This is a genomic window from Mesobacillus boroniphilus JCM 21738, from assembly GCF_000517385.1.
GTDB classification, from domain to species: domain Bacteria; phylum Bacillota; class Bacilli; order Bacillales; family Cytobacillaceae; genus Mesobacillus; species Mesobacillus boroniphilus.
The window spans coordinates 1-6124 of the sequence record NZ_BAUW01000140.1 but is presented as its reverse complement, the minus strand read 5'-3'; the positions used below and the strand labels follow the sequence as shown (position 1 = coordinate 6124).

At 39.2% G+C, this 6124-nt stretch carries 8 protein-coding genes and 3 pseudogenes; 9 read left to right on the top strand and 2 right to left on the bottom strand.

Annotated features, from left to right (window positions below; all coding sequences use genetic code 11):
- The first annotated feature begins 9 nt into the window (after nucleotides 1-9).
- Nucleotides 10-392, top strand: a pseudogene (locus JCM21738_RS20575) (VOC family protein).
- Between the two features lie 2 nt (nucleotides 393-394).
- Entirely contained in the window at nucleotides 395-652 is a 258-nt protein-coding gene (locus JCM21738_RS20570) for a DUF3977 family protein (RefSeq protein ID WP_023614691.1), read from the top strand.
- 67 nt (nucleotides 653-719) lie between these two features.
- On the opposite strand, the gene JCM21738_RS20565 is transcribed toward JCM21738_RS20570, so the two are convergent.
- Nucleotides 720-1136, bottom strand: coding sequence for a type 2 periplasmic-binding domain-containing protein (locus tag JCM21738_RS20565; protein WP_243463113.1), 417 nt, complete (start codon nucleotides 1134-1136; stop codon nucleotides 720-722).
- A 210-nt stretch (nucleotides 1137-1346) separates the two neighbouring features.
- On the opposite strand from JCM21738_RS20565, the gene JCM21738_RS20560 reads away from it, so the two are divergent.
- The 3 genes from JCM21738_RS20560 to JCM21738_RS20550 all read left to right on the top strand — a co-directional run bounded on the left by JCM21738_RS20560 (nucleotide 1347) and on the right by JCM21738_RS20550 (nucleotide 2785).
- Nucleotides 1347-1838 (top strand): GNAT family N-acetyltransferase, encoded by a 492-nt coding sequence (locus JCM21738_RS20560; RefSeq protein ID WP_023614689.1) that lies wholly within the window; start codon nucleotides 1347-1349, stop codon nucleotides 1836-1838.
- A gap of 38 nt (nucleotides 1839-1876) precedes the next feature.
- A complete protein-coding gene (locus JCM21738_RS20555; protein WP_023614688.1) occupies nucleotides 1877-2341 on the top strand; it encodes a GyrI-like domain-containing protein in 465 nt (154 codons plus the stop codon).
- A gap of 105 nt (nucleotides 2342-2446) precedes the next feature.
- Nucleotides 2447-2785, top strand: coding sequence for a DUF2500 domain-containing protein (locus tag JCM21738_RS20550; protein ID WP_035210089.1), 339 nt, complete (start codon nucleotides 2447-2449; stop codon nucleotides 2783-2785).
- 56 nt (nucleotides 2786-2841) lie between these two features.
- Here JCM21738_RS20550 and JCM21738_RS20545 read toward each other — a convergent pair whose 3' ends face one another.
- Entirely contained in the window at nucleotides 2842-3363 is a 522-nt protein-coding gene (locus JCM21738_RS20545) for a CBO0543 family protein (protein WP_023614686.1), read from the bottom strand.
- A gap of 135 nt (nucleotides 3364-3498) precedes the next feature.
- Between JCM21738_RS20545 and JCM21738_RS20540 the strand changes: the two genes are divergently transcribed.
- The 4 genes and pseudogenes from JCM21738_RS20540 (at nucleotide 3499) to JCM21738_RS20520 (ending at nucleotide 5887) form a co-directional block, all read left to right on the top strand.
- Nucleotides 3499-3825, top strand: coding sequence for a hypothetical protein (locus JCM21738_RS20540; protein WP_031307857.1), 327 nt, complete (start codon nucleotides 3499-3501; stop codon nucleotides 3823-3825).
- A 512-nt stretch (nucleotides 3826-4337) separates the two neighbouring features.
- Nucleotides 4338-4778, top strand: coding sequence for a hypothetical protein (locus tag JCM21738_RS20530; protein WP_023614683.1), 441 nt, complete (start codon nucleotides 4338-4340; stop codon nucleotides 4776-4778).
- Nucleotides 4779-4911: 133 nt separating this feature from the next.
- Nucleotides 4912-5331: pseudogene (locus JCM21738_RS20525) on the top strand (VOC family protein).
- Nucleotides 5328-5887 (top strand): annotated as a pseudogene (locus JCM21738_RS20520) (DEAD/DEAH box helicase family protein). The pseudogenes JCM21738_RS20525 and JCM21738_RS20520 overlap by 4 nt, the downstream one beginning before the upstream one ends.
- Nucleotides 5888-6124 lie beyond the last annotated feature (237 nt).

Genomic DNA, 6124 nt, shown 5'->3' with positions numbered 1-6124 from the left:
GGTTATGGAATGATATTTGAAATAACATACCAGGTACGAGTATCGGATTTCGATGAAGGCTTAAAGTGGTATAAATCTCTCTTGAACCAAGAACCTGATTTTACACCGCATAATGGCTTTGCTGAGTGGGAATTGATAACCGGGTGCTGGCTGCAGGTGCAGAGGGAACGCCAACTGAGGGAAGCGGCCCGCTGCGTTTAGGTGTTAAGTCAATTGAAGATGAAAGATCCAGATTGATCAATGAAGTACATATCGAGTTATTTGAGATTTTTTCGAGAGAAGAAGTCCCTGTAAAATGGGCAACCTTTTCTGATCCGTGGGGCAATCGAATAGGATTTTTTGAATACATTGAAGAGCAAGAAATGAACGAGAGAATAAAGGTCTTCTTATAAAAATGGTTAAAGTGACCCCCAAAAAATACATTGAGATAGGTATCGGTAATACATGGCTCGTTCGAACGGAAGTTGAATGTGAGAACGGGGAGGAATATGAGGAAAAGTGGATAAAGGGCCCAGTATATTTCCAATCAGCTTACATAAGAATCTGGTTCTGGAAGTCAGTTATCATTTTCGATTCTAGAGAAGGCATAAAAACCATGGAGAAGAACTGTAAAAAATTCAAACTCATTTTCGGAATCGTCAGCAAGCAATAAGGTTTGTCCAGAGAGAGTGAGAACGTAATCTTCAGACTGTGAATATCTGAAGATTAGTACTGCTTATTCACCTGCTATATCTACCGGAATTTCGCCTTCCGGTGTTGTAGAGTAGATCAGATGTTAAAAAAACACCTACAGGTGGTAAGGCGCCTGTATTGATTGGCGGACCAGTCAAAACTGTATCAGTAGTAGCAATCCAGCTGCCTGCTTCGCCGGCTTGTAAGGACGGAGGCTTCATCAGAAACTTGCCGCTTAACACCAAATGGCGGACATTGATACCAGCATCATCATAAATCATCAATTGACCAGCAAACGAAGCATAAGGTGAATCGAAGCGGATTGATTTTGCATTTTCATCCCATGTTCTGGATAGGGATGGGATCACCTCGAAAATTAGCGGTGCCTGTGAAGGAGTTTCCAGATATGGAATTGATGGTGATTGTCCCTCTGACAATCGGTTTCCCGGCAATCTCCGCGTCAATCCCCCAGCGTGAAGGAACCGGCAGACTTTGCGTCGCATTCTGTCTAGTGTACAACTTGATCTCTCCTTATTTTATAAGTAAGTGTTTCAGCCTATTAAAGAGTATATGCAGCAATCATCTAAATGGGGAATGGGTGAGTTTGCTGGGTTCATATTGGCTAGGAGGATATATAATTAGAATACTTGTTGTACATATAAGGAGAGTTCTTTATGTCAATCGTTGAGAAAGAAATCGTTTCTTTGGTATTTTACAAGCCGGAATATAAAGAGCGGTTGTTGAATTACAGATTATCTGCGGAGCAGCAAAGATATACGGCATTTCCTGTTGATGCTTTGCAAAGATGCGAATCAGAGCCAGACAGGCATCCAATTGTCATTTTGTATGGTTATCAGCCTGCGGGTTTTTTTGTCCTCCATGGTGGTGAAGGTGTGAAAGAGTTTAGTAATAATAATGATGCAATATTATTACGTGCTTACTCGATAAATGCTGAGTTCCAAGGAAAAGGTATTGCTTCACAGTCAATCAAGCTATTGAACCCATTTGTTAAAAAGCATTTTCCAGATGTAAATGAAATCATATTGGCTGTAAACCATGCAAATATAGCTGCTCAAACCGTCTATAAGAAAGGCGGCTTCGTGGATCAGGGCATACGTGCAATGGGAAGAGAGGGAGAAATGTTTATTTGTCATTTAGATATTTAGTTCGGAGAGCTTGGAAAAGAAGGAAAGGGGATTCAGCTATGCCAGAAGTAAAGCATTTTTCCGAAATGAAGTTGGTGGGGGTCCGGGTATTGTGTCCAGGTGACCAGTATATCGTCGAAATCCCGAAAGCTTCTAAGATGTTGAGGGAGCGTATGGATGAAATTGCGAATATGGTGAATCGATCTTTGCAGTATGGAGCTTTTGTTGTCGAACACAGTTCAAGTGAGGAAGATGGATATTGGGTATGTGTTGAAGTATCTGAATTCGAAGATTTTCCCAAAGACATGGTTACCCTAACCATACCTGCTCAAATGTACGCCGTTTTAAGACATAGAGGAGCTAATGTGGAAATTAGGCAGGCGTATAACGAGCTGCATCAATGGATTGAGGTTAATGGTTATCAGAGGTTACCGAATAAATGGCATTTGGAAGCTTTTCATGAATGGTCTGACCCTGCCAATATAGATGTGGAACTCATGGATACAGTTACCTATGAAGTGTAAATAATGGAAGTATTTGAAACCTAGTATCTTCCTGAATCGTAGATAAATACATATAAATGAATACAGGGGGAAGATGATCATGATGGTAGAACACAAGGGGATTGGATGTTTACTTTTGTCCCGATCTTTATGGGAGCAATCTTTATTTTAGTCATTGGAATCATTATTTTTACGATCATTAAAAGCATAGGGACATGGAGTAATAACAACCAGTCACCACGATTGAATGCAAATGCCAAGGTCGTTACGAAAAGAACGAGTGTGCGTGGCGGTGGGGAAACCAATGCACGGAGCATCTATTATGTGACGTTTGAATTTGACAGTGGTGACAGGCTCGAACTTCATGTCAATGGCCAGGAATATGGACAGCTGGTTGAAGGGGATTATGGAGAACTGAACTTTCAAGGAACACGTTATTTGGGATTTACAAGACACCCTTTGTAATTGCCGTCAATAAAAGCTAGAAGACCAAATCAATATGGATTTGGTCTTCTTTACATTTATTTAGAATCTTCACTCGAAGTATTTATGGAAAGCTCCTTATTGTTAATAATCCGGATCGTTCCAATAATCCCCCGGCATATTAAAAATTTTAAGACTAAACTAATAGCAGAGTGATACCATGTCCATCCCTTTTTCCAGGTGATCAGCTTTGTTTTCTTGGCAGCAAATGTCTCAATGAGTACCTGTGGAATAATAAATGGAAACAGTTTAAGAAATATACCTACTGGCTTACTATTCAGTGTCCATTGGTTGTAATAGAGAAGCATCAATGGGTAGTGCACGTAGTCGAAGGGCAAGTGAATCTTAAATTTCTTTTTAAATGGTCTGATTTGGTATTTTAAATATCCTTTTGAAACAAGGTAACGGTCTGCCCATGAGTTCCCAATTATACTTACAAGGTAAACGATGATCCAGTCTTTGAATGATCGTTTGACAATGGCAAAAGGCAATAAAAACAAAGCTATGATTGCGGAAGTATATAGAAATGCAGCAGATAATCTTTGTTGTTTTTTACGCAAGAATACCACCTCATAATTAAAATGCGACAATATGATTGCTTTATGTATTGAAAGTTTCACTTTGAATTTTTCATATAATCAAAAATGAAGGCAGGGGGAACAATAAATATAAAACATGAAAAAGAAGGTGAGATTTTGCCTCGAAAGCCAGCCGCAATTTCCGAAGAACAGGAAAACGAAATGGAAGAAATTGAGCCTGTCATGAACAAAAAAAATGACGAAGTAGAAACTTTAAACCGCCTGCTAGCCGCAGTTCTTGATTACCTCTCCGACGATGAAGTGGAAGTGATTGATATTGAGTATTTATTGGAGAACACAGAGGGACTACGTGAATGGTGGACTCAATACCGTGAGAAGAACAGAAAAAAGATCGAAGAAGAAATAACTAAAGCGCTTGGGGATCTTTCAATCGAGGAACTGGAAAACCTGAGGGAGAAAATCAAAGGGAACGATAAAGAATGAAGGGTTTTGCTTATGATTGGACTACTCATATCAGTTTTGATTTTTAACCTGATTGCATTCAAGATGAATAAAAGATTGCTGCCAAGCCAGGTCGTTCAAATTTGGACATTCACGATTGCTTTTCAGATGTTATTTGACTTAATCGTGGAATTTAAGTTCAACAGTTATTGGTACTTTGAACCAGGAGTTGACTGGGCGGAGTTAATTTCTAGAACCGTCTTGATCCCACCAGTGAATATGATTTTTTTAAACTTATATCCCTTTGAAAAAAAAAGTGATTAAAAAGATTGTCTTCATTTTCATATTTGTCATTTTCATTTTAATATATGAATACATCACCATGCTGCCGGAGCCCTGGGGTTATTTTCGGTATGGCTGGTGGGGAATTTTGCATTCTGCTATTGTAGACCCTGTCATTTTATTGTTTTTATTAGGATTTTATAAATGGATTCAGTGGCTTGATCGTAAACAAGTTAAGATAAGAGACTAAGCAAAAGCGGGTGGTTAAAAGAATGTTTTGGGCACCATATCTGGCTTTGGTCATCAATCTTCTGATTATATGGTTTATGCCGAAGCGCCTTACAGGCAGGGAAATATATGTTACTTGGGCTGTAATTGCATTAATCAACTTGAGTACGGATGTTACTTTGGATTTATATCTTAAACTTTATGAGTTGGGCGGTCCTGGAGTCCAGCTTAGAGTTCATTTCATAGAGATGACTCTCGGAGCATCTTTTGGCATTATTTTTCTCAACTTCATGCCAAGAAAGATTAGTGCATTTTCTTTATATATGGCAGTCTGGTTAGTTATTACAATCCTTTTTGAACTACTTATGGTCAAAGTGGAATTTATTCGATATACAGGCTGGGAATGGTGGTATTCCGTCCCCTATTACATAGTGGCATTCTTCTTTGTAAGGTGGCATTTATATTTTATAAGAAAAGAAATTTGAGCCGTATGGGTTAAGTGGAAAACTTTAATTCATAAGGTTTTATATTTTGCCTATGTTAAAAGATGGGAAAAAATAGATAACTATGAAGGTGAAAAAAGAGAAATAGAGAATTTTTAATAGAGGGGTGAAGGCAGTGAATAATCAATTAATCATAGTTGGTACGATTTATATTCCTGTTAAGGATTCGTGAAGTTCAGCAGAATGGTATAAGGAAAAACTGGGTGCAAAGTTAAATTACCTGGATGATGACAAAGCTATTTTGAATGTGGCTGATATTAGTATGTTTTTGGTTAAGGCAGTGGAACAGAACTCTAACTTTTTTGATGCAAATGGTACGGAACGGTTCGTTCTTACATATGAGGTCGATGGTTTGGAGGCACTTGCTTCATTTCATGCTGATTTTAAAGAACGAGGAATTAAAGTCGGTGAGCTTGAAAACAGGGGTCATGCAGGCAGGAATTTTGTGTTTTACGATCTGGACGGCAATAAATTCGATGTCTGGAGTGAGTTGAGCCAGGAGTTTAAGCGAAGGTTTGTTAAGGAGGAAGTATGAAGTTTGTTTTAATCTTTGGGCCGCAGGCTGTCGGTAAAATGACGGTAGGGCATGAACTTGAAAAAATAACAGAATTAAAGCTATTCCATAACCATATGACGATTGAATTAGTGAACCTTTCTTCGATTACGGGACAAGGGAGGGGAAGAGATTAGTCGGACTCTTCCGTCAGGAAATATTTGAGGAGATGGCGAAAAGCGATCAGTATGGCTTGATTTTTACCTATGTCTGGGCATTCGATATGAAAGAAGACTGGGAGTATGTGGATAAAGTTTGCCGGATTTTTGAAACAAAAGGTGGAACGGTGTATTTTGTTGAACTGGAGGCTGATTTGGACGAAAGACTGGAGCGCAACAAAAGCCCGCATCGACTCCAACACAAGCCCACAAAACGAAATCTGCAAAGGCCGGAGCGGGACCTGGTGAAATCGATGGATCAATATCGCTTGAATTCAATCGAAGGTGAGATAGAAAGAGAGAACTATATTCGGATAAATAATACTAATTTAAGCGCAGATGAAGTTGCCCGGCAAATTAAGGAGCGATTTGATTTGTAGGAAGGCTCTGGTGATTGTTTATGTGTTACCTGTGGGAACGTGCATTTTAAAGGAGGCAGCGCACCAATTTTTACAGGTATATCGAACCTTGAGGGAACTGAGATTACGGTGTACGAGCCTAAAGCGAGTGAGAGTCATACTGAGGGAACTTTCTATGTTGGATTATTGGTTAATGGTGAGTTTGATTCCTTACCAGAAGGGGCGGAATTTCTTGTTTAATAGGAAATTACACTAGCG